Raw genomic sequence first — 22,541 nt, 5'->3', positions numbered from 1 at the left:
TTTTGGGGTTCCAGTTTCAGAACCGGCAAGCTGAAAGTATGAAACTAATTTTATCATCAAAGATATCTTATGTAAATGTTTGATATTTATGGCATAATATGTTTATGGTTATACAAACTATTTTATTTGGACCGCCGGGAGCTGGTAAGAGCTATTTTGTAAACCATACATATTTGAAGTGTTTGGGAATAGATAGCAATGAGCAAGTTGTTAGAATTGCTTTTTATCCAGAGTATAAGTATGCAGATTTTGTAGGTAGACTTATACCAAGAACTACTAAAAATAATAATGTATATTACGAGTTTGTAGCTGGGCCGTTTCTAGAGATTCTAAAAGATGCATATAAGAGCTATTTATATAATAATAAAAATCATCTACTTGTTATAGAAGAGATAAATAGGGGGAATGCTTCAGCTATATTTGGAGATTTGATAGTACTACTAGACAGAAACGATAAAGGCATATCTGAATACTTCGTGAACTTACCAGCATTAGCTGGAGAATGGCTATATAAGGAGTTAAGCGATAAATGGCTATGTAAGGGGTTAAGCGATAGCAACAGTATAAATGAGAGTAAAAAATTTGAAGAATTATTTGAAATAAATCGAAGGAAAAAAAGAGTTACGAGAATAAAATTACCGCCAAACCTCCATCTTATAGCTACCATGAACTCAAGCGATGAGTCTATATTCTTCTTAGATAACGCTTTTAAAAGAAGATGGACTTGGCGATATATAGATTGAGATGGGAAAAGTATTGCTTATACTCGTAAAATTTTGGAAGATAAAAAGTCAGAGTTGAAGAGCATAAAATTGGAACTCGAGAATTCAGCCTATTTAAGTCAAAACCCCAGCTTTTGCATAGAATTTAGCGAGCAAAACCACAGCTTTTACATAGAATTTGACGAGCAAAACAAATTAGAGACTATATTTGAAAAAATAAACAAATTTCTTATAAACAACAACTACATCCAAAGCAGGGAAGATAAGCTAATAGGTAGATGGTTTATAAAAACCGAAAAAATTAACGGAAAAAATTGTGTAGCCTTAGAAGTGTTCAGAGACAAAATAGCTTTTTATCTGTGGGATAGCATATTTAGAAAAAATAGAAGACCTTTAGAAGATATAGGACTTCAAGGTATAAATACATATAGAGATTTTTCGGAAAGATTTTTAGAATTTATAGATAAAGTATTTAATAGCGACAATCAATCTGCACAAAATAGTACATTTACACTAAAAATAATTTTTAATAGTACTAATAAAGAAGATGAATCTTTGAAAAACCAACCCCTTAACGTTACAAAAAAATCTAATATTGCTACAAATGATAAATTATTTGCTTGGCTAAAACAACTAAACATTGATGAAGATGAAAATATACTAAGGGAACTTTCAGAAGATCTGAGAAGTGGAAAATTTAAAATAATGCCTGCTTATACTATTTATACTGACAGGGAAGAAAAAGAAAGCAATAAACAAAAAATTTATGCAATGTTTATCTATTATGATAAATTACATGAAATATACGATGGAAGTGATTTGAAGCATAAAAACGTCCCAACTAATTTCACTGATCCCACTGATTTTATTCCCCATCTTTGTGATAATGAGAATAATGAAAATTCAGTTTTATATGCTTATGTAAAGAGGGATATTGTAAATAATTTTCTAAATCAACACTATCAAGTACATTATGATGATTTAAATGCTTTTTTAGAATTTCTAGAAAAAAATAAAGAACGTTATAATAAATTTCGGGAACATTTGCAAACTTTGAAAGAATACAAATTATACACTGCTTTTGTAGAATTTCTAAAAAATCTAGACAACTCACTTGTTATAAAAGACCCTTATAAAGATAAAGATAAAGATAAAGGATATGAAAAACCACACTTCCAGTACATATATGAGAAGAATAAGAGTGTACATACAGTAACATCAAAATTGTTGGATATATATAGCAAACCTGACGAGCTAGAAACATTATATAATACCTTAAAGGGAAAACTGTCAGATTTAGAGAAGAATTACCCCATTGATATCAAGATTTTAAATATTCAGGAGACGAATAAAAAATGCGATGAGCTTTCGGAAGTTTTGAAAAAGCTTGGTATTGAAATTAAACAAAATAAAACTGAACATCAATAAAACATGGAAACTGATAAGGATTTAACGCTAAAATGTGAATGTATAAATGAAGACTTAATAAGATTGGTGTTTAAAGAAAAAGGTATTCATATTGAGATATCTGAGAAGATATATAAAAGTGAATTGAGTTTTCAAGAAGTTATAGAAATTTTTCAAGCTTTTAGCATATATAACAGGATAAGCAATAAAAATAAGCAAAGCAAATATGAAAATGAGAATAGCAATAGCAAATATAGTGATTATAAAGATTTTAACAATAAAAACCATATATACTCTTATAACGTAATAGAATCAATAAAAAGGCTGTACGATAAGTATAAAGAAGGTGTATTTAGCAATTTTGTATATAGGAACTTTTATAGTGATGTGGTGGATGATTTTGATTTAGACTCGCTATTTGACGACCCTATATATTTGCCAAATCATACAATAATACCTTATCATACCAAAACTAAGATGCTCACCAAAACCACATTCAATAGCTTCATAGAACTATATTCATTTGTCATGAACTCGATACTTAGCCTATTTAATATTAAAGATGAAAATATAGCTAACATGTCTTTGTCCTATTCTTACCAAAGAAGCTTACCGTATAATATGTTTTCTAAAGATTTTGATGAATATCACTTATACGATTTGATAGAGCATCTAAGGGAACTAGATAAGCAAAATCCTTTAAGGGACAAAGAATACATAGAGACCTACGAAGACTTAGAGCAGTTTTTAGAAGGCTGTTATTTTCTAAAGAAATCTGATAAAAATAATCAAGAAGGCTACATCCTTGGTTTAATAGAACTATACGATTTTTGGGAGTTTATAAATATAGTTGATATAGTTGAAAGCAAATATATTATTAAAGCCTTGGATTTGTTTGGAACATTTTATTTTGATAATGAGTATGACTTTATTGTATATGGATTACATCTTAAGCCTGATTTAGTATATATTGATGGAAACAATGTTATTGTATGTGATTTTAAGTTTAAATCAACTGAAGATATTTTGAGCAACGAGGGAGATGTAGAAAAGCAGTATACATACTTTAAACACTTGGATACCAAAGATATAAAAGATATAAAGATAGAATTTATAATTCCCGAAAATGCCCAACACGAACAAAGTGAGTTTGAAAACAAAAAAGAATATGATAAGTTTGCTTATATCAATATAGATATAAAAGCTAAAAACTTTTACAATCTCGTTAAAAACGTTGTCATTAAAAACATTGATGAAATTGACAAAAAGATAGACGAATTAAAAGATAAATTAAAGAAAGATAAATTACCCAGCATAGAAAATAACGAATTAAAACCAGAGGAACTATATAAATTGATTGCAAAGTTTATTGAGAAAAATCATATACAGGACCATATAGAGGTAAAAATTAAAAAGGATTTTCATGATATTATTGAAAAAACAATGAAACTACCTCATTTAACAGATACAGACTCAAAAGAGGATGAATGCAAATATGTATACAATAAAATATGTAACACGATTATTGAGTACCTTTCAAACAACAAGATTAATAAAGACGAGGCTTATACATTAAGTAAGCTTTTATATACATCAATAGCTCAGTGTATACATCCAAGCAAACAATCCATTGTAAACTAAAAATTCAATATCAGAGAATCGTTTCATCAATTGCGTAAACTTTCTTACTAAACATCATTATATCACTCCTAGATAAAGAGTTTCAAGCTGTTTTCTTATAATGTCCTAATCTTGTATGTATTTTTTTTCCATTTGTCTTCTAGTTCTAAAATTACACCGTAAGCAACTTCTAAAAGGGCATCATCATTTGGAAATACTCTTTTACCATCAGCCACTTTTCTTATATTACTGTTTACACTTTCTATTAGGTTTGTAGTACCTTCTTCGGCACTATCTTAGGCTCAAACAAAGATATTGTGTCTTTTGGCATATCTATTTCTATCTCTTTGTAAGGAGTTTTTAGTCTTCTTGGATAAGAACTGTTTCTATAATTAGGGTTTTCATCTATCTCGTATTTCTCATAACCTAAGAACTCTCTAATTCTTAAACCGTGGTAGACTTGTCTTAGAGCATTATACTTTATATGCCATTTTATAATTCAACAAAGTTCCATAATATTTAAGGCTCTCCTTACTATAAAAGGATACATGCTTTTTTTGATAAAAATCAATGGCTTATCTCATATGAATATAGGATCGTTTAACCAAAATCAAGTTGACTTTTAGAATTGGCATATTAAATTTTCTATATGCGAATAATTTTATTTTCTGGAAAAGGCGGTGTAGGGAAAACTACGGTATCAGCGGCTACCGGTTATAAGCTATCTAAAATGGGTTATAAGACAATAGTAGTGTCTTTAGACCCGGCACACAGCTTAGGAGACTCTTTTGATATACCAGATGAGCAAAAATACGCTGTAAAAGGCCTTCCAATCCAAATAAACGAAAATCTCTACATTCAAGAGATAGACATTCAAGAAGAAATAGATAGATACTGGGGGGATGTTTATAGGTTTTTAGAGCTTCTTTTTAACACTACAGGGCTTGACGGCGTTTTATCGGAAGAGCTCGCTATACTGCCTGGTATGGAAGAAGTCACAAGCTTACTTTACGTAAACAAATATTACAAAGATAAAGAGTTTGATGTTTTAATACTAGACTTACCACCCACCGGTGAATCGTTGAGGTTCGTGTCAATGCCAACTGTTTTAAAATGGTATATGAAAAGGATATTTAAAACAGAACGCATGATATTTAAGATGGCAAGACCTGTGGCTAAAAGACTTACCGATGTACCGATTCCAGATGACAACTATTTCCAAGCTTTAGAAAACTTTTATGAAAAGCTAAAAGGCGTCGACGAAATATTGATAGACCCAGATACCACGTCCGTTAGAATAGTGGCAAACCCAGAAAAAATGGTGGTAAAAGAAAGCCAAAGGGCTTACATGTATTTTAATCTTTTTGGTGTAAATGTCGATGCTGTTATAGTAAACAAAGTCCTTCCAAAAGAAAAAGTAGCTGATTGTGAATTTTTTAAAGAATGGATAAAATCTCAACAAAACTATTTAGAAGAGATAAAATCTTTATTTACACCTACTCCTATCTTTGATGTACCCACTATGCAAGAAGAGGTCTGTGGTCTTGAAAAGCTAGAGATACTCTCAGATTTGATATACAAAGACAAAAATCCAGCGGATATTCTCTTTAAAGATAAACCCTTTGAATTTTTACAATCAAACGGCAACTATACACTAAGACTAAGAGCTCCCTATATAAGGAAAGACGCTATATCTGTAGTAAAAGGAGAAGATGAGATAATAGTAAGGGCTGGCAACTTCAAATCCCACGTGATGCTTCCAAGAAAGCTAAAAGACTACGAGCCTACAAAAGCAAGGTACGACGCTCCTTATCTATATGTGGACTTAGCTAAAAATAATTGAAAATTAACAAAAAGGTATTATACTAATCTTATGCAGGAAAAAGTTTTAGAAGCTGAAGAGGTGCCGGATGTATACCCTTTGCAGTATAGGTTTGCAAAGCAGTATTTTGACAACATAGTATTAAGAAAACCTTTTATATTGGATGTTCTTAAAAGCGTAAAAACACCAAGCCTAGTAATAGATTTAGACAGAATAAAGAAAAGATTTTTAGAGCTACAAGAGGCTTTAAAAGAGGCAAAAATATACTATGCGGTAAAAGCAAACGACCACCAAGAAATACTAGCTTTACTAAACGATCTTGGCAGTGGTTATGAAGTGGCTTCTTCTTGGGAGCTTGAAAAAGTCTTAAGACTTGGAGTAGATGGCTCTAGGATAATATCCAGCAACCCTATAAAACCGTTGGATTTTATTGATTACGCTTACAAATCTGGTATCAAAGCTTTTAGTATAGATTCTTACAAAGAAATAGACAAGTTAAAAAAAGTAGCTCCACGGTCAAGGGTTTACGTAAGGCTCATAGTACCAAACGAAGGAAGCGATTGGCCCCTTACAAACAAATTTGGCGTTGATGTAGACGATGCTTTAAATCTTCTTGAATATGCGAAATCTCAAGGGCTTGTACCCTACGGCATCACCTTTCACGTTGGTTCTCAATGCAACAACCTAAGAAATTGGTTTATAGGCATAAAAAAAGCTTGGGAGCTATGGGAAAAAGCCATATACAAAGATATAAAACTTACCATGCTAAATCTGGGTGGTGGCATACCAATAAACTATCAATACGAATCTCTTAGTATAGAAGACATAGGCTCTTATATAGAAGCTCTTTTACAAAAATACTTCCTTGTAAAACCAATGGAAATACAAATAGAGCCAGGAAGAGGTATAGTAGGTGATGCTGGGATTTTGGTAAGCTCAGTGATAGGTAAAACCATCAAACATATAAATGGCATAGAATCTTATTGGATATATTTAGACACTGGAGTATTCAACGGTCTTGCAGAGGTCCTTGGAGGTATAAGCTACCCAATGTATGCTACTGGTATGGCAGATTCAATAAGACCTCATACCGTAGCAGGTGTTAGTTGTGATAGCATGGATATTATATCAAACACCACATACCTTCCAGAATTAGATATAGGTGATAGAGTGTATATAATGGCTGCTGGAGCATATACTACAGTATATGCCGCCAACTTCAACGGTTTTGGTATACCAGAAACGGTTTTTGTATAATGCTTTTATAAAAAGCCAAATACTAATATATTTTATAAATAGTATATTTTATGCTACTTACTATCTTAAAAGTGCCTACTTGACATAATAGACTATATCATTTAATATAATACTATCAAAAAAACCAAAGGAGGTTTAACCATGGCAAGACTTGTAAAACTAAGCGGCAAAGGGCCTTTGCAAATAAAGGCCAATGAAGAAAAATGGGTTTGCACCTGCGGACTTTCCAAAAACTTTCCATTTTGCGATGGGTCTCACAAGAAAACCCAAGACGAAGCTGAAGGAAAGCTTTATTTATACGGTGAAAACGAAAGAATAGAATTAATATAAGGAGATGTTTTATGGAACAAGAGTTTGATAGACAAAAAGTAAAAGCCTACATAGAAGGTTTAAAACTTTTAAAAACCAAAAACGATGAGCTTTTAAAAGAGATTGAAAACGTAGCAAAACATGCCCCAGTAGAAGGCTGTGAGCGTTTCATGAAAGCTATGTACGACAATCTAAAGCAAAACTCCGAAAACATAGCTGGTGCCATCGAATACTGGGAAGGTGAAATAAAGTAATCAAACCAAAGCCCCTTTTCGGGGCTTTTAAAAAAATATAATAGTTTTCAATTATAATAATATAGATGAATATAAAAGTCATAACGGTAGACGGACCTGCTTCCAGTGGAAAATCAAGCGTTTCTAAAGAAATATCTAAGATTTTAGGCTACGTTTATTTTAACACAGGGCTTGTTTATAGGGCTATTGGGTTTTTAAAAGCTGAAAATATAGATTTTTTTGAAGCTGTAAAAGAAAATAAGCTTGTTTTTGAGCTTTTGGTAGCACAAACTAAGGTAATATTTGAAAAAGAAGATATAACAGAAAAGTTAAAAAAAGAGTATATAGGGGCTTTGGCATCAGAGGTTGCAAAAGAACCTACTTTGAGGGAAAAAGTGATTGTCTTCCAAAGGGATTTAGTAAAAGAAAACGCTGTGGTAGAAGGAAGAGATGCCGGGACTCACATATTCAAAGATGCGACACTGAAGTTTTTTATAGATGCTGACCCAAAAGAAAGAGCTTTAAGAAGGTATTTAGAAGAAAAAAGCTCTTACGAAGAGATATTAAACGCCATACTAAAAAGGGATGAAACCGATAAAAATAGAAAAGACTATCCTTTTAGGCCAGCCGAAGATGCTATAAAAATAGACACCACTTGTATGACGAAAGAAGAGGTGATAAATCTTTGTATGGATTATATTAAAAAGGTTTTATGAAAGAATCTATTGCTCTCCTTATAACAGGTGCCAGTGGAAGCGTTTATGCTTTGAGAGTTTTTGAGCTTTTAAAACAAAGATACGATATACATGTAGTTATGTCAAAAACCGCCAAATACGTAATGAGTTATGAAACAGGTGTAGGAGAAGAGTTTTTTAAAAAAGAGGCAAAAGCTTACGATTATACTGACTTTGCAGCACCTATATCAAGTGGGTCTTTTCTTTGCAAGTTTAAAGGAGTTTTGGTGGTACCTTGTTCTATGGGGACTTTGGGGGCGGTGGCAAGCGGTGTGGCTCAAAACCTCATTCATAGAGTATGCGACACAGCTCTGAAAGAGCGAGTACCTCTTGTAATGCTTGTAAGAGAAATGCCTTATAATTCTATACATCTTGAAAACATGCTAAAACTAACAAACGCCGGTGCTATTGTGATGAGCGCAAGTCCTGGTTTTTATCACAAACCAAAAACTTTAGAAGAAAGTATAGATTTTGTAGTGGGTAAGGTACTAGATGTATTAAGGATAGAGCATAACATCTACAAGAGGTGGAAATCCTGATGAAAATAGTCTTTTGTGGCACATCTTCTTTTGCTGTACCGTCTTTGGAGCTTTTAGCAAGAGATTTTGAAGTATCCCTTGTAATCACCCAACCAGACAAACCAGCTGGTAGAGGTCAAAAACTAACACCTCCACCAGTAAAACAAAAAGCCTTGGAGCTAAATTTAAAAATCTCACAACCAGAGAAAATATCTTTTTTAAAAGAAGAGCTTTTAAATCTAAAACCAGATATTATGATAGTGGTATCTTACGGCCAGATAATACCAAAATCTATGCTTGAAATACCAAAATTTAAATCTTTAAACCTTCACGGGTCAATACTACCAAAGTACAGAGGTGCAGCTCCCATCCAAAGGGCTTTGATGCAAGGAGAAAAAGAAACTGGAAATACCGTCATACTAATGTCTTCTAAAATGGATGAAGGAGACATCTTATCAATGGAAAGCACCGTGATAGAAGAAGATGACAACTATGAAACGTTGTCCTATAAACTTTCAATATCTGGTGCTAAGCTTTTAAAAGATACGATTTTAAGCTGGGTAGAGGGTAAAATCACACCAACACCCCAAAATCATAAAGAAGCCACTTACGCTATGCCTATTTTAAAAGAAGAGTTAAGAATATGCTTTAAAACAAGTGCTTTTAGCATACACAACAAAATAAGAGGGGTTTATCCAAACGCATACGCGGTTTTTGGCAATCATAATATTAAAATCCTAAAAACAAAGATAGTAGAAAAAGACCTAAATCTAAAACCCGGAGAGCTATTACAAGAAGGCAAATCCCTTTTTATGGGAACAGGAGATTACCCTTTGGAGATTTTAGAGATTATGTCTTTAAAAGGTAAAAGGGTTTCTGGTAAAGAGTTTGCAATGGGATATTTAAATCAGATAAAGCAATTTTATTAAAATGATTTTTGAGCTTTTCAAAGAAAATGTAGAATTATTTAATGTTATAAACCACCATCACGATAAGTTTTTTGATAGATTTTTTTATACATATGCATCTTTTGGCTCTGGTTGGGTGTTGTTGCCTTTTTTAGCCTACATATACACCTTTAGAAGGTATAAGCTAAAAGTATACCTTCTAGCTCTTATTATAGAAACAATTATTGTGGTAAGTTTAAAAAATATCTTTGATGAGCCAAGACCAGCCACATTGTTAAAAAATGTTCATCTTCTTTACAAACTATACTGGGGCTCTTTTCCATCTGGAGACACTGCTATGGCTTTTGTAATAGCTATGGTGGGGTCATACAACGAAAAACCCATTGTAAAAATATTGTTTTTTTCTTACGCTTTGCTAATAATGTACGAAAGGTCTTATGTAGGAGTGCATTTTCCCCTTGATACTATAACAGGCGCTTTAATAGGTATTTTTAGCTTTTACACAGCAAAAGCATTTTTAGATAGTTCTTTTAAAAGCTCTATATAGGTGGGGTTTGTTTGTAAAGTAGGCACTCTTTTAAACTGCTCTATACCAAGGTCTTTAGCCATATTCTTGTAAAGATAATCCATCTCGTAAAGGGTTTCGGAATGCTCTGACACAAAACTTATAGGCACTAGGCATAGCTTTTTTATGCCTTGTTTTGCTAAATTTTCTATGGTTTTATCGGTGGCCGGCTCAAGCCACTTTACCGGTCCTACCTTGCTTTGGTAAGATATCATGTGTTTGTTTTTGAAGTTTTTCATAATAAGCTCTACGGATTTTTCTATTTGGTCTTTGTAAGGATCTCCTTTATCTATAATCTTTTGAGGGAGGCTATGGGCTGAAAACAAGATAAAGTAATCATCGTCTATATTTGAATTTTTAATATTTTCTGCCCAGGCTTTTATAAAAAGTGGATGGTCGTGATAATCTCTTATCTCTTTTACAGGTACATCTTTTAAGCTAGATTTTTTAAAAAGCCTATAAAACTCTTTAAAAGAAGAACCTGTAGTAGTAGAACTATAATGAGGGTAAAGTGGTAAAAGCACTATCTTAGAAGGTTTTACCTTTTCTAAGTTTAATATGGCTTCTTGGGTAAAAGGATGCCAATACCTCATGGCTATATCCACCACAAAATCAGGCCCAAGGGCTTGTTGTAAACTCATCTTTTGAAGTGTAGTTTGCTCTTTTTGGGGAGATTTCCCACCCATTATCTTGTAATAATACGCTGTTTTTTTGGCTCTAAAAGTGGATATAAGAAAAGCCACAGGTTTTTGAATTAGTCTTGGAATTTGAATAATATCGTGGTCTGAAAAAAGATTGTATAAGAAAGGACGAATGGCGGACATCGAATCTGGTCCGCCCATGTTTAAAAGCACTACAGCTGTTTTTGACATCTAAAAAAATTATACTTCTTTCCTTAATTTTAAAGCCATTTCCATCATATTTTTTAAAGCTGGTTTCACCTCTTCCCATCTTCTGGTTTTAAGACCACAATCAGGATTTACCCACAAAAGCGATTTATCAAGGACTTTCATAGCTCTTTTCATCACCATCTCCATCTCTTCAACGCTTGGAATAGCCGGAGAGTGAATATCGTAAACCCCTATTCCTATTTGTCTGTCCCATTTACCAAACTTTTCAAAAGCCTCAAGTATTTCACCTTTACTTCTAGAAGCCTCTATTGATATCACATCAAAGTCCATCTCGTAAATCTTGTCTATAATGTCGTTAAACTCAGAATAACACATATGGGTGTGTATTTGGGTATTTGGATTGGCGTTTGAACAAAGTCTAAAAGCTTTTATAGCCCAATCAAAATATCCTTCCCAATCTTTTTTCTTTATAGGTACTCCTTCTCTAAAGGCTGGTTCATCTATTTGGACTATCTTTATACCGTTTTTCTCTAAATCTTTTACCTCATCTAATATAGCCAAAGCTATCTGATAGGCTACTTCTTTTTTTGGTATATCTTCTCTATAAAAGCTCCAATTTAGTATAGTAACAGGCCCTGTTAGCATACCTTTTACAGGTTTTTGGGTTTTTGATTGAGCGTACAATATCTCGTTTAGAGTCATTGGCTCATCTCTGTAAACATCACCGTATATAATAGGTGGTCTATAACCCCTAGAGCCATATGATATAATCCAACCATGCTCTGTAGTGGCAACCCCTTTTAACTTTTCAGCAAAAAACTCCACCATGTCTGTACGCTCAAACTCCCCATGCACCAACACATCAAGCCCTATCTCCTCTTGGAAGGCTATAACGTTGTCTATTTGTTTTTTAATAAAAGCTTCATACTCCTCTTTTGAAATTTTACCAGACCTAAAAGCGCTTCTTGTTTTACGCACCTCCTCTGTTTGAGGGAAAGACCCTATGGTGGTGGTTGGGAAGAGCGGTAAATTTAATATGCTTTGTTGAAGCTTTATGCGTTCTTTGTAAGGAAGTGCCCTTTCAAAATCACTATCTTTAAGAGCTTTTATACGCTCTATTACAATACTGTTTTTACCAAAATCTGTTCCAAAAAGAGCCTTAGAGTTTTCTACTTCTTTTAAGCTTTCCTTATCCCCTAAGAAGGCGTTTCTGAGGATTTTTAACTCTTCTAGTTTTTGCTTGGCAAAGCTAAGTCTTTTTTTCAAATCTACATCCATCTTAGTTTCATTTTCTACGTTTACCGGAAGATGGAAAAGTGGAGAAGAGTTTGAGATAGACAAAGATGGTGCAATCTTAGAAAGCTCATCTATTAACTTTAGCTTTTCTTCTAAGTTGGCTCGCCACACTTGACGGCCGTTTATAACCCCAGCTATTAACTCTTTATCTTTTGGAAAACCGTATTTTCTCAAGTTTTCAAGATTTTCTGAGTTTGAGCATAAATCAAGACCTATCCTTTTTACTGGAAGCTCTACAATATCTTTGTAAGCACTTACGCTGTCGTAATATGTGATAAGCTCAATATCCATCACAGTGCTTAGCTCTTGATATATCTTTTTAACAGCTTTTATCTCATAGTCTTTTAAATCAAACACAAGCCCAGGGTCTTGAAGACTTACTATATTTGCCCCTTCTTCTTTTAAGCTTTTAAGGATATTTTTATAAACTTCCAAAAGAGGCTCCAAGAAATAATAAAGGGTAGACTCATCTTCTATTTTTGAGCTTTCTAATATGTTAAAACCATCTTTTGAAGTCTTTTTATAGGTTTTTGAAAGTTTTAAAAATGTAAAGGGTGCTATAAGGTATGGTTTTGGATTTTTTACGTTTTGTTTGGCGTTTATATAGCATCTTTGAGGTTTGTTTTGTAAAAGCCCAAAATTGTTTGATTCCAACTCTGGGACTATGTAATGATAGTTTGTGTTAAAATACTTTGTCATCTCCATGGCGGATTTACCACGGGCCATTTCAAAATACGTTTCAAGCCCTTTATACTCCCCAAACCTAGAAGGTATCATGCCCACCATCACAGCTGTATCAAGCATAAAATCGTAAAAAGAAAGCTCACCCACAGGTATTTCATCAACATTATCAGAGTAAGCCTTTATCCTCTGGGCTTCTAAGCTTCTCATACCATCATAAAACTGTTCTTCTGTTATGGCTTTTTTCCAAAAGTTTTCCAATAGATTTTTAAACTCTCTTTTTTCACCAAGCTTTGGATATCCATAAGCAAGTGCCTTCATAATACCTCCTGTAATTTAAATATTTTATTATATCATATCAAAGATTTTCCAACACTCTCTTAGCCTGTTCGTACTCTTCTTTACTAATCTCGCCTTTTAAATACTTATCGTTTAGAGCTTTTAACGCAGTACTCTTATGACTTCCAAATATTTTTGACATTATTCCCAAAATCCCAAAAACAAGCACCACCAAAGACAAAAGCCAAACCACCATCACAAGCATATCTATATTATAACAGCTAGCATATTAGTAAAAATATCCGACTGCTCAAAAAGACTCCACAACTAAACTAACCTTATCAACCAACTAGTCATTACAAAGACTAGGATTATTTTTGTATGGTGTTCTATGGAGATTTATCTAATCAATATACTAAAGAAGATGTTTGATTCTAAAAGCTAAAAAATTAAGTTCATTAGACTTATTTAGACTCGTGTAAAATTCTTTTTTACATTTCATCTTTTTATATATTCTTTAAAATATTTTTTTAAAAAAGATTAAGAACATTAAGAACAAATGTCAACATTTTCTATATTACTAAAAATCCCTTATGTTTCAATGAGTTTTCTGTCTATATCTACTTTCTATATTTTGTTTACATGTGCTGATATATTTTCTATATAAAGAATTTTATGTCTATATGTAATGTGGATTTTTGTAGACAATTTTAAATAGACAAAATATTTATAGCAATATAGTCAAAATATCTACAATATATTTACGGTAAAAATGTAAATAGATTTTTACATCAAACTTCATGTTTGTATTACAAATGTAATACAGTTTATATCATATTTTAACATTTTTGCTTGACAACAACCTATAATAAAAATATCAACTCTAAGGAGGTGCGTTATGAAAGACGTATTTGTGTTGAAGGATGAACTCTCAAAGAAGAGAGGTCTAAGTAAGGGTTTCACCCTTATTGAGCTATTGGTGGTTATAGCCATCATCGCTATCTTGGCAGCAATAGCGATTCCACAGTACATCCAGTATATGCACAACGCTGCTTCTGGTGCAGCACTTGCTGACGCAAGACAATGTCTTGACGAAGTAACAGCTCAAAACACAGCTGCTGCTGCATTGGGTGCAAGTAATAGCATAGACCCAGCCATATCATCTGCATGTCCTAGTATATCATCTACGGCTTGTACTTGCGTAGTAACTAAAGGTATAGCCACAGGTACTGGTATATGTACATCTAACTCAAACGGTGCTGGTTGTACTTCATCTTAATAACCTCTTTCTCCCCCGCGGAGGGGGAGTTTTTATATAATATATAAATGAAAATATCAAAATCATTAGTAAAACAAACGCTAAAATATGATACGGAAAGACTTTTAAATAGAAATGAAATCTATATCTCTTGGCTTGGGACAGATATAAACAATATCCTTCATATAAACTATCAAATACCCCCACATAAGATATATAAAAAAGGTATAGATTTAACTGGCAAAAAACTTCTTATAATCACAGCTTTCGCCATTGGAGACACTATCCATCTTTTACCTGTATTAAAAGCTATAAAACGAGTTTACGAAGGGGTTTATATAGGTATAGAGTATAAGAAGGATAATAAGATTTTAGAGTTTTGTCCATACATAGATGAGCTTGTGTCTACGCCTGTTGAGTTATCTATTTTAGATAAATTTGACTATGTTTTTGATCTTACAGCTCATGTGGCTACACCGGGTTTTGATAATAGATTTGTACCAGATTATTTAGCTTCTCTTTTTGATGAAAAAGTATTTGGCTTTTATGAAAAAGATAAAAAACCAGATATAAACTTATCAGAAAAAAAAGAGGTTTTAGAAAATATAAACAAGATAAAAGAGTTAGCTAATGAAAAACCTATTTTAGGTATTCATTTTGAGGCAAGTTCAATACATAGACGTATTCCCCCTGAGGTTTTGGATATAGTACTAAACTATGCAAAGGATAAATACACTATAGTGTGTGCTTATACGGAAAGTGGAAAAGACCTTGCCAAAGAGTATTTTGAAAAATATCCATTTATAGTGGATGTATCTTCTTATGTGAAGGATGTGGAGCATCTTATAAACTATGTGGGAATTTTAGATATACTAATAAGTGCTGAGACATCTGTGGGACACATAGGGGTAGCTCTTGGGGTGCCTACTTTGGTGGTGCTTGGGGTTTCTTCTTTTTATGATGTATATGATTACAAAGTCCCCTATGTAAAAGGGGTAAATGCTCGCTATATTGGGACAAAGTGTTCAAGCCCATGTAGGATACACGCATTATCCACTCCATGCCCTGAGGCACGGTATTTAAAAGAAAGCGATTATTCACCGTGTTTTAAGTTTATAGACAAGATTGAGCTTTTGGAAACCTTTAAGTATTTGGAGAGATTAAAATTTGATAACATAGATGCGTTACCAGATTATTTTGAGACTTATTACTCATATTATTATAAAAACAAGTTTATAGAAGATTACATAGGAAGGGCTTATTGGTATTTTTACAAGTATAGACATAGTGTGTTTTATTTTATAAGGGATTTTGCTATAAAACATAAAACTATCAAGATAGAGGGCTTTGATAAAATCCTTTACGAAGAGATACTTAAAAACTACGCTAATATTGATGAAAACTCAGATAATGTTATTATCACAGATGGATTTTACAAAGATATAGATTTTAAAAGCCTACAAAACAAGAAAGCCATAATAATATTTGCTAATAAGAATAGAGTTTATAACCTTGCCAAAAAAGGACTGGATGTGTTTGATTTTGGGGTTGTAAGAGCTCATTTGAAAGAATACACAAAAAACGAGCTTGAAAACGAGCTATCAAAGTATTTTGATAAGTTTAGGGTGTTTGAAAGCCCTGCAAATTTTTATGAATATGAAAAAGTATTTGGAAAATCTATTGTATTAGAAGATAACTTAGCTCATAATAGCTTTTTAAAAACCTCTATAAACTCTCTTCAAGGGGCTTTTTTAATAGCTGTTATAAACGATGAGATAAACTTTCGTAATCCTCTTGATACGTTTTCTGCTATGCAGTATGAATACCTCACCTCTTATAGATATTCTGATGTATCGTTTTTTACCAAAAGCCCAAAAACCATAGAAGAGTTTGATATAGTAGAGCTTAGAAAAATAGATAAACCAAGATATAAGGTTTTTTTAGCTTTTGAAGGAGAAAACCTATACAATTTTTACCATGCTTTAAAAGATTTTAACACATACACAGCTTTTATACCAAAATACGAGTACGAAGCCAAGAAAGAAGTTTTGATGCAAACTCTTTCAAATATCGGTATTGATATAGTGTTTTCTGATTTTAAAAACCTAAAACAAAAAACTTACCTAAATTACATCTCTTCCAAGATAGTATTTATAGACAACAGTAGTACCTACGAAGACCTTATAAATCAATTTAAAGACAAAAAAGATAAAAAAGATGATGTTTTAAACAAGCTAAAAGATATATTTTCAAAGTTTTCCCCAAATAAAAGTATATACATATCCTCTGATAAGAGGGTTGTGGAGTTTTTGAAAGACCTTGATTTGGATGCAAGGCATATTTATGGGTATTATTTTGATATGGATATAAAAAAAATTGATACAAAGCCTGGTATTTATTATCTATCTGAGGCTTCTATCCATAAAACCTATGCGGATAACTCCATCACGGAATTTTTTATCAAAAAGCTTTCAAACTTTAGGACTTCTTTAAAAGCCTTAAAAGAGGATATAGCTCTTTATGATTTGAGAGAGTATTTTTATGATTATCTATACATGGGGGCTTATGCGTGCAAATACAACGATAAATCCATAAGACATGTAGGCAACATAGATTTTGACGACGAGATGGTGTTTAGAGTGGCTCTATCTACCATCACAAAGACTAGGGATTTCCCAGAATACATATTTAAAAAAGATATAGCGATGTTGTTTAATCCTAAAAACATAATAATAGGTCTTTCGGATATCATTTCAGATACCATAAATCCTCGTTTGTTTGAGGCTTTTAGTAATAAAACCATGTTTATCACAGACTATAAACCAATACTTGAAGATATATTTGGTAAATACGCTGAGTATATATCTGGATTTTCCATAGAAGATATTGTAGAAAAAGCCACCTACTTTAAAGAGAACAAACAAGAGGCAAGAGAGATAATAAAAAATATAAGAAAACGCGTAAAAGAGTTTGAGTTTAAAAATGTGTTAAGGACTGTGTTATGAATTATAAGATGTCTTTAAATTTTAGAATATTCTTATTAGGGACAATGTTTATTATTTTACATACGGGCATTTGGATAATGCCAAACATAGGGGCTGAATATACTATAAGTCAACTTATTCATAATCCAAAACAATTGATGGTTAATTTCTCAAATCCCATGTCTCAATATATACTGGCTCAATTTTTAGAACCGTTTTTATTTTCTATATTAAATCTTCATAAACAAGTTTATTTTATAGGTTTTTTATTGCTTGAAAATCTATTTTTATATTTTCTATTCACTGTTTGGTTTTTAAAATATCACGATATTGAAAATGAAAATATCTATAAGTACTTTTTGGCTTTATGTTTTCCGGTGTTTTCTATTCCTTTTTATTGGACTGGTATGAACGGTGCTGTTTTGTTGCTTCTTCTTTTGTCTATGATATTTTACGATAGTTATATGTTTTATATTTTTGCATTTTTACTATCTTTTCAATCCTCTTCAATAGGAATTAATTCTTTTTTTATATTTGGCATTTCGTTGATATTTTATAAACAATTTGCTGATAAATTTGGTTATAAACTAGATTATTTTAAAACTACTCATATTATCAGACCTTTTATAGCTATATTTATAATTTTAGTTGGCAAGTTTTTATTGTTGTTTATTTTTAGTAATATTGGCATCCATAGGACAGCCAATGCTTTTACATGGATAAAAGTATATTGGAAAGAGTTTGTGATACAGTGGTTTTTAGGATGGAATGCTATAGTTTATAGTATTTATGGTATTTTATGGGTAGGTATTTTGAATCGTATTAAGATGATTTGGTATTTGATACCACCTACTTTCATGAGCTTTACTCTTACTATTATTGCTAACGATGAAACAAGGATAGCCTTAATGGTACTCTTCCCGTCTTTATTTTACTTTATACTAAAAAATAAAGCATTTTTTAATAGCTTTTCTAAGAAAGAGGCTTATATATACATCTTTGTATTTTTTATATCGCCGTTTTTGTATGTATGGGGTGGTATACCATATGCTATAAGCTTAATTCCAAGCGATATAAATATAGCTCATATGCTTGGTAATTTAAAATACTACAATTGGAACACTCCTTGGATTTTACACCCTCACTAAACTAACGTTTGTTTCCATATCTTTTTTATATTATCTTTATGAAATAGTTTAGCTCTTTCTAATGAATATTTTGCTTGTTTGTTGTAAAGCTGTTTATCGGTGGTTAATTTTAAAATTAAATCTTTTAATTCTTTTATACTGTTATAAAACAAACCACCACTACCAAGTACATATCTTGCAGGTAGTATATCTGATGATACACAAGGAATACCAATAGACATAGATTCTAGTAAAGATAATCCAAACGATTCGGACTTATCGTGAGATGTAAATATATATATTGCATAGTTGTTTTTATTTATAAACTCTCTTGGTTCCTCTTTTATAAATCCCAAAAAGTTTATGTTGTTTAGTTTTTGCTCTTCTTTTAGTTTTATGGCTTTTGCAAAATCATCACCATCTCCTATAAAATCAGCTTTTATATCTGTATCTTTTAAAGCTTCTACTAAATCCATCCAACCTTTTTCTGGTAAAAGCCTAGAAACCCAAGATATTTTAAACTCTTTTATATCTTCATATTTTTTAGGTTTTTTTTCTACGCTCTCAATCCAATTTGGTATTACCATTGATTTTTCTTTTGGTACAATGGATGTGGATAAGAAAGATTCTTCTATAACAGGGGATACGAATATTATCTTTTTTACATAAGGATGCGTAAAGTATTTATCGTGCCATCTTTTTAAAGCTTCCATATTGCTATCTATAGCTGCATAATTAGCTTGAATCCATACATACGTGTTTGGATGATAAAGCATAATATCTGGTTTTGTAAGAAGCATGATATCTGATTCTAATATTATATCTTTAAAATCTTTTACATCATCTAACTTTACAAGGACACTGTCTATACCATCTATGTTTTTTACTTCGGTGTATAAGGGTTTGAAGGTTGTGATGAGGTTTATGTTGTAGTCGTTTTTTAAAAGCTCACAAAACTTTACTATCATTTTAGCATGTCCATCTATTGTGGGGTTATCGTTGTGGTAGTACCTTGCTTCTAAAATTGTTATGCTTTTCTTCCTTTTTGGCATATATTTAATTATAAAAGATTTTTAGATATATTAAAATATATTTAGGAGGTGTTTATGAAGATAGCTTTCTCAGGGCTTGGGAGAATGGGTCTTGGTCTTTCAAGGAGATTGAAAGAAAGAGGGCACGAGGTGTTTGGATTTGATAGAAACCAGCATTGCACAAAAGAAGCCGCTTCTTATGGTGTAAAGTGTTTTGGTACTTATAAAGAGATGTTTGAGGCTTTTGCTAGCGATAGAAGGATTTTATGGATAATGGTCCCCCAAACAGCTGTGGATGATGTGATAAATGAGGCATTGCCTTATTTAAAAGATGGTGATATTGTTATAGACGGCGGCAACTCTTATTATAAGGATTCTATAAGAAGGTACAACGAGTTGAAAGGAAAGGGTATAAAGTTTTTGGATGTGGGGACTTCTGGGGGTGTATGGGGTTATGAGAGAGGTTTTTCTTTGATGGTGGGTGGTGATAAAGAAGATTTTGATTTTATAAGCCCTATACTTAAGGATTTGGCAAACGATGGAGTTGGGTTTGGTTATATGGGTGGGGCTGGCATGGGGCACTTTGTTAAGATGGTTCACAACGCCGTTGAATACGGTATGATGGAAAGCATTGCAGAAGGGTTAGACCTCATAAGGGTTTCAAAACCAGACGTAGATTTAAAAGAGGCTGTGAGGGTTTGGACAAAAGGAAGTGTGGTGGCCTCGTGGCTTATGGATTTGACTTATAAAGCTTTGTGTGATTTTGGGCTTTTAGAGGATATAAAACCTTATGTGGAAGATACTGGTGAGGGAAGGTGGAGTGTGTTAGAGGCTGTAAACGAAGGAGTGCCTATGCCATCTATATCAAACGCTCTTTTTATGAGATTTCGCTCAAGAGAGCAAGAGAGTTTTAGAGATAGGTTGTTAGCAGCCTTAAGATATGAGTTTGGACAGCATAAGTTTAAGAAAAATGAATAGCTTTGTTTTTGTTTTATTTGGTGGAAACGGTGATTTAGCTTGGAAAAAGATACATCCAAGCTTGGCAAAGCTATACAAAGAAGGTAAGATAAACCCTAAAAAGGTGATATCTTGCTCAAGAGAATCAAGTAAGGATGAGTTTATACCAAAGATAAAATCTTTGTTTGGTGAGGAGTACGCTTCTATATGTGATTATATAAATGTAGATGTTACAAATTCAAAAGATTTTCACTTTATCAAAAACATAGAAAAAGATGAAATAATATTTTATTTAGCTATACCACCAAACCTGTTTGAATCTGCTATAAAAAATATAGGCCATGTGCTTCTTGATATGCCAAACAAAAGAAAAATTGTCGTGGAAAAACCATTTGGGTACGATTTAGAATCAGCCAAGCGTCTAAATAACCTTTTACATACATTTTTCTTAGAAAAGGAGATTTACAGGATTGACCACTTCTTAGGTAAAGAGGCGGTGCAAAATATATTTAGCTTTAGGTTTGCGAACTACATATTTGAGGGTATTTGGAATAAAAACTTTATAGACCATGTTCAAATATCTGCCTTAGAAGACATAGGTATAGAAGGAAGAAGTGCTTATTACGATAAGTTTGGAGCTTTTAAAGATATGATACAAAATCATCTTACCCAGATGGCAACGTTTATAGCCATGGAACCACCTTGTTGCATAGATGCAGAAGAGATAAGAAATGAAAAGGTAAAGGTTTTAAAATCTGTAAGACCCCCTGATGTAGAGGATGTGGTGCTTGGAAGATATGAAGGATATACGATGGAAAAAGGTGTAAAAACAGGCTCAAAAACTGAGACTTTTGCCGCTGTTAAACTCCATATAGATAACTTAAGGTGGCATGGAGTCCCTTTTTATCTTAGGACTGGTAAAAAGCTAAAGACAAAGGCTACCCAGATAGTGATAGTGTTAAAAAATATGCCTACATCCTTTGCCAAACTTATAGGCTGTGAACCAAAGGAAAATAAAGTGGTTATAAAGATAGCCCCTATTACAAATATAGAGTTAAGGCTTGATATAAGAGCACCAAATTCTGATTTTCTATCTTGTCCTTTGGAAGTATCTATGAGTATGGAAAACAACCAAGTCCCATCAGAAGCCTATGAGACGCTTATTTTAGATATAATAAACTCAAATCAGACCCTATTTTTGAGAGAAGATGAGGTAGAGCTTGCGTGGGCTTTGTATCAACCGCTTTTAGATAAATGGCAAGAGCAAAAGGATGTGGACCTTTATGAGGTGGGTTCTTATGGACCAAAATCCGCTGACATGCTTATAAACAAAGACAATAGGCAATGGTATATCTTCTAGATTTTATAAGAGTTTATGATTTTGATTCTTTAGAATCTTCGTCTTACTTTTTGCTTAAATTTTTCTTAAAAGCTAAGAAACTAAAATTAAACATAGCGTTAGCAGGTGGCAATACACCGCTTTATTTGTATAGTCTTATGTCAAAATATAGCTTTGATAATTTTAAATTCTTCCTAACGGATGAGCGCTATGTCCCAAACGACGACGAAAAGAGTAACTATCACAGCATATCTAAATTCTTAAACGTAGAACCTGTTTATAAAACAGGAGATATTGAAAAAGATTGTGAAGCGTTTTCAAATATTGTAAGAGACAATCCAATACATATAGCTTTGCTTGGTATAGGAGAAGATGGGCACAGCGCTTCTATTTTCCCAGATAAGAATATTCTGAAAACTTGTGAAAATACCCTAATAAGCGTAGGTCCAAACTCTATTCTTCGTATATCTTTACACTACAACGCTTTATTAAACTCTCAACTCATATTTTTTGTATCAAAATCAAAAAAAGCTGTAGTTTCAGGGCTTTTAAAAGAAAAAAATACAATAGCAAACGAATTTATATCGCAAAATACTTGTAAAAAGCCAGTTCTTGTGTCTGATGGAATGAAAGATTTACTGAA

General features: G+C 32.6%; 23 protein-coding genes. 17 read left to right on the top strand and 6 right to left on the bottom strand.

Annotated features, from left to right (window positions below):
* Positions 1–104: 104 nt before the first annotated feature.
* The 3 genes from ACYQZV_RS08085 to ACYQZV_RS08075 are packed head-to-tail and all read left to right on the top strand — an operon-like array spanning position 105 to position 3,770.
* The gene (locus tag ACYQZV_RS08085) at positions 105–743 is read left to right on the top strand and encodes an AAA family ATPase (RefSeq protein WP_459894869.1); all 639 of its coding nucleotides are present in this window, start codon (positions 105–107) and stop codon (positions 741–743) included.
* A 33-nt stretch (positions 744–776) separates the two neighbouring features.
* The gene (locus ACYQZV_RS08080) at positions 777–2,150 is read left to right on the top strand and encodes a hypothetical protein (protein WP_459894867.1); all 1,374 of its coding nucleotides are present in this window, start codon (positions 777–779) and stop codon (positions 2,148–2,150) included.
* A 3-nt stretch (positions 2,151–2,153) separates the two neighbouring features.
* Positions 2,154–3,770 carry a hypothetical protein gene (locus tag ACYQZV_RS08075; protein ID WP_459894864.1) on the top strand — a complete coding sequence of 539 codons (1,617 nt, stop codon included), beginning with the start codon at positions 2,154–2,156 and terminating at the stop codon, positions 3,768–3,770.
* A gap of 95 nt (positions 3,771–3,865) precedes the next feature.
* Here the strand turns inward: ACYQZV_RS08075 and ACYQZV_RS08070 are convergent, their stop codons facing one another.
* Both ACYQZV_RS08070 and ACYQZV_RS08065 read right to left on the bottom strand, forming a co-directional pair.
* The gene (locus ACYQZV_RS08070; RefSeq protein WP_459894895.1) at positions 3,866–4,015 is read right to left on the bottom strand and encodes a transposase; all 150 of its coding nucleotides are present in this window, start codon (positions 4,013–4,015) and stop codon (positions 3,866–3,868) included.
* Positions 4,015–4,191 carry a transposase gene (locus ACYQZV_RS08065; RefSeq protein WP_459894892.1) on the bottom strand — a complete coding sequence of 59 codons (177 nt, stop codon included), beginning with the start codon at positions 4,189–4,191 and terminating at the stop codon, positions 4,015–4,017. Before ACYQZV_RS08065 ends, ACYQZV_RS08070 begins: the two co-directional genes overlap by 1 nt.
* A 207-nt stretch (positions 4,192–4,398) precedes the next feature.
* Between ACYQZV_RS08065 and ACYQZV_RS08060 the strand changes: the two genes are divergently transcribed.
* The 8 genes from ACYQZV_RS08060 (at position 4,399) to ACYQZV_RS08025 (ending at position 10,077) form a co-directional block, all read left to right on the top strand.
* Positions 4,399–5,592: a TRC40/GET3/ArsA family transport-energizing ATPase gene (locus ACYQZV_RS08060; protein ID WP_459894861.1), complete on the top strand. Its 1,194-nt coding sequence runs from the start codon at positions 4,399–4,401 to the stop codon at positions 5,590–5,592.
* 30 nt (positions 5,593–5,622) lie between these two features.
* Positions 5,623–6,828, top strand: a complete 1,206-nt coding sequence (locus tag ACYQZV_RS08055) for a type III PLP-dependent enzyme (RefSeq protein ID WP_459894859.1) — start codon at positions 5,623–5,625, stop codon at positions 6,826–6,828.
* Positions 6,829–6,969: 141 nt separating this feature from the next.
* Positions 6,970–7,158: a CDGSH iron-sulfur domain-containing protein gene (locus tag ACYQZV_RS08050; RefSeq protein ID WP_459894857.1), complete on the top strand. Its 189-nt coding sequence runs from the start codon at positions 6,970–6,972 to the stop codon at positions 7,156–7,158.
* 11 nt (positions 7,159–7,169) lie between these two features.
* Positions 7,170–7,391 carry a hypothetical protein gene (locus ACYQZV_RS08045; protein WP_459894855.1) on the top strand — a complete coding sequence of 74 codons (222 nt, stop codon included), beginning with the start codon at positions 7,170–7,172 and terminating at the stop codon, positions 7,389–7,391.
* A gap of 65 nt (positions 7,392–7,456) precedes the next feature.
* Complete coding sequence (gene cmk / locus ACYQZV_RS08040) at positions 7,457–8,086, top strand: (d)CMP kinase (RefSeq protein WP_459894852.1); 630 nt, start codon at positions 7,457–7,459, stop codon at positions 8,084–8,086.
* Positions 8,083–8,643, top strand: coding sequence for a UbiX family flavin prenyltransferase (locus ACYQZV_RS08035; RefSeq protein ID WP_459894849.1), 561 nt, complete (start codon positions 8,083–8,085; stop codon positions 8,641–8,643). Before cmk ends, ACYQZV_RS08035 begins: the two co-directional genes overlap by 4 nt.
* Positions 8,643–9,551 (top strand): methionyl-tRNA formyltransferase, encoded by a 909-nt coding sequence (gene fmt / locus ACYQZV_RS08030; protein ID WP_459894847.1) that lies wholly within the window; start codon positions 8,643–8,645, stop codon positions 9,549–9,551. Before ACYQZV_RS08035 ends, fmt begins: the two co-directional genes overlap by 1 nt.
* A 1-nt stretch (position 9,552) precedes the next feature.
* Positions 9,553–10,077 (top strand): phosphatase PAP2 family protein, encoded by a 525-nt coding sequence (locus ACYQZV_RS08025; protein ID WP_459894845.1) that lies wholly within the window; start codon positions 9,553–9,555, stop codon positions 10,075–10,077.
* On the opposite strand, the gene hemH is transcribed toward ACYQZV_RS08025, so the two are convergent.
* Genes hemH through ACYQZV_RS08010 form a run of 3 tightly spaced genes read right to left on the bottom strand, consistent with a single transcriptional unit; the run spans position 10,029 to position 13,467 of the window.
* Complete coding sequence (gene hemH / locus ACYQZV_RS08020; RefSeq protein WP_459894842.1) at positions 10,029–10,967, bottom strand: ferrochelatase; 939 nt, start codon at positions 10,965–10,967, stop codon at positions 10,029–10,031. The genes ACYQZV_RS08025 and hemH overlap by 49 nt on opposite strands.
* 9 nt (positions 10,968–10,976) lie before the next feature.
* Positions 10,977–13,244 carry a 5-methyltetrahydropteroyltriglutamate--homocysteine S-methyltransferase gene (gene metE / locus ACYQZV_RS08015; protein WP_459894839.1) on the bottom strand — a complete coding sequence of 756 codons (2,268 nt, stop codon included), beginning with the start codon at positions 13,242–13,244 and terminating at the stop codon, positions 10,977–10,979.
* A gap of 37 nt (positions 13,245–13,281) precedes the next feature.
* Complete coding sequence (locus ACYQZV_RS08010; protein ID WP_459894836.1) at positions 13,282–13,467, bottom strand: SHOCT domain-containing protein; 186 nt, start codon at positions 13,465–13,467, stop codon at positions 13,282–13,284.
* Positions 13,468–14,100: 633 nt separating this feature from the next.
* Between ACYQZV_RS08010 and ACYQZV_RS08005 the strand changes: the two genes are divergently transcribed.
* From ACYQZV_RS08005 to ACYQZV_RS07995, 3 genes are read left to right on the top strand one after another with little or no spacing between them, the layout of a single operon-like run.
* A complete protein-coding gene (locus ACYQZV_RS08005) occupies positions 14,101–14,481 on the top strand; it encodes a prepilin-type N-terminal cleavage/methylation domain-containing protein (RefSeq protein ID WP_459894833.1) in 381 nt (126 codons plus the stop codon).
* A 47-nt stretch (positions 14,482–14,528) separates the two neighbouring features.
* Positions 14,529–17,465: a glycosyltransferase family protein gene (locus ACYQZV_RS08000; protein WP_459894830.1), complete on the top strand. Its 2,937-nt coding sequence runs from the start codon at positions 14,529–14,531 to the stop codon at positions 17,463–17,465.
* Positions 17,462–18,592, top strand: coding sequence for a hypothetical protein (locus ACYQZV_RS07995; RefSeq protein ID WP_459894828.1), 1,131 nt, complete (start codon positions 17,462–17,464; stop codon positions 18,590–18,592). Before ACYQZV_RS08000 ends, ACYQZV_RS07995 begins: the two co-directional genes overlap by 4 nt.
* Here the strand turns inward: ACYQZV_RS07995 and ACYQZV_RS07990 are convergent.
* Positions 18,589–19,623 carry a glycosyltransferase family 4 protein gene (locus tag ACYQZV_RS07990; protein ID WP_459894825.1) on the bottom strand — a complete coding sequence of 345 codons (1,035 nt, stop codon included), beginning with the start codon at positions 19,621–19,623 and terminating at the stop codon, positions 18,589–18,591. The two genes, ACYQZV_RS07995 and ACYQZV_RS07990, sit on opposite strands and share 4 nt — an antisense overlap.
* Before the next feature lie 54 nt (positions 19,624–19,677).
* On the opposite strand from ACYQZV_RS07990, the gene gnd reads away from it, so the two are divergent.
* From gnd to ACYQZV_RS07975, 3 genes are all read left to right on the top strand, one after another.
* On the top strand, positions 19,678–20,580 hold the full coding sequence (gene gnd, locus ACYQZV_RS07985) for a phosphogluconate dehydrogenase (NAD(+)-dependent, decarboxylating) (RefSeq protein WP_459894823.1): 903 nt from the start codon (positions 19,678–19,680) through the stop codon (positions 20,578–20,580).
* Complete coding sequence (gene zwf / locus ACYQZV_RS07980; RefSeq protein WP_459894821.1) at positions 20,543–21,919, top strand: glucose-6-phosphate dehydrogenase; 1,377 nt, start codon at positions 20,543–20,545, stop codon at positions 21,917–21,919. The genes gnd and zwf overlap by 38 nt, the downstream gene beginning before the upstream one ends.
* Positions 21,904–22,541, top strand: a 638-nt coding sequence (locus ACYQZV_RS07975; RefSeq protein ID WP_459894818.1) for a 6-phosphogluconolactonase, incomplete at its 3' end; no start/stop codon positions are given. The genes zwf and ACYQZV_RS07975, both read left to right, overlap by 16 nt.

Source organism: Hydrogenobaculum acidophilum, from assembly GCF_054656715.1.
The sequence above is the reverse complement of the archived record's forward strand: the minus strand, read 5'-3'. Positions and strand labels throughout refer to the sequence as shown.